We start from the raw sequence: 1,381 nt of genomic DNA, 5'->3' as shown, positions 1-1,381 counted from the left end.
CGAGCTGCGCTCCTCGCCTAATGGGTGTTGCTGGGTCGGTCGCTGGCAGACTCGGTGCCTGACAGCCACCGGTGGGTGAGTACTGGTTCTTCGCCTGGAGCGGGTGAGTCCTGACGCCAGATCGTGCCCTCGCTGGTTGGCCGGGAGGTGTGACCGCTGTTGGGGTGTCGTGCCCGCCGGTGCCGGTGTGAGCACTGTTCCATTAGGCCGCGTGCCGTCCTCCCGCGGGCTGTGATCTGGTGGGCTGGGGTGAGCGAGGTGAGGAGATGCGGTTGCTGTTCATCGGTGATGACTGGGCTGAGGACCACCATGATGTGGAGGTGCAGGACGAGAGGGGCCGCAAGCTGGCCACCGCCCGGTTGCCTGAGGGGGTGGAGGGTATCGCCCGGTTGCATGCGCTGATTGCTGGGCATGGTGGCCCGGATCTGGATCCGGAGCGGGTGGTGGTGGGGATTGAGACCGATCGGGGCGCTTGGGTGCAGGCCTTGATCGGCTCGGGCTACCGGGTGTTTGCGATCAATCCCCGGCAGGTCAGCCGGTTCAAGGACCGCTATGGCACCTCGGGTGCCAAAAGCGATAAGGGGGATGCGCATGCGCTGGCGGATATGGTGCGTATCGACCGGGCGCAGCTGCGGCCGGTGGCCGGGGACAGTGAGCGGGCGCAGGCGGTCAAGGTCGTCGCCCGCGCTCACCAGAGCCTGATCTGGGAGCGGACTCGTACCGTCCTGCGGTTGCGGGCGGCGCTGCGTGAGTACTTCCCGGCCGCGCTGGCCGCCTACGCCGATCTTGGCCTGTCGGGCGCCGATACCCTGGAACTGCTGGTCAAGGCCCCCACCCCGCAAGCGGCGGCGCGGTTGTCGCGGGCGCAGATCCGCGGCGCGCTGGTCAGGGCCCGCCGTCGCAACGCCGATGCCAAGGCCACGACGATCCAGGTGGCCCTGCGCGCCCAGCACCTGGGCCGGTCGGAGGTTCTCGCTTGCGCTTACGCCGCCACGGTCCAGGCCCTGGCGCAGCTCATCATGGCGCTCAACGCCCAGATCACGGCGCTGGAAGAGCAGGTGAAGACGCATTTTCGGGCGCACCCGGACGCTGAGATCTACCTGTCGGTGCCCGGCATCGGCCCGATCACCGGCGCCCGGGTGCTCGCCGAGTTCGGAGACGACCCCACCCGCTACGCCTCCGCCAAGGCCCGCCGCAATTACGCCGGCACCAGTCCCATCACCCGCGCCTCGGGTAAGCGCAAGGTCGTGGCGGCCCGGTTCGTGCGCAACAACCGGCTCGCCGACGCCGCCCACACCCAGGCGATGGGCGCCATCAACGGCTCACCCGGCGCCCGCGCCTACTACGACCGGCAGCGCGCCCGCCAGGTCGGCCATAACGC

Annotated in this window: 1 protein-coding gene; it reads left to right on the top strand. The window is 69.6% G+C overall.

The features are described 5' to 3' along the window. Positions 1-266: 266 nt before the first annotated feature. The coding region (locus QSK21_RS35790; RefSeq protein ID WP_285702201.1) for an IS110 family RNA-guided transposase at positions 267-1,381 on the top strand (1,115 nt) is incomplete at its 3' end.

This window comes from Actinomadura sp. NBRC 104412, assembly GCF_030269515.1.
Lineage (GTDB): Bacteria > Actinomycetota > Actinomycetes > Streptosporangiales > Streptosporangiaceae > Spirillospora.
The sequence above is the reverse complement of the archived record's forward strand: the minus strand, read 5'-3'. Positions and strand labels throughout refer to the sequence as shown.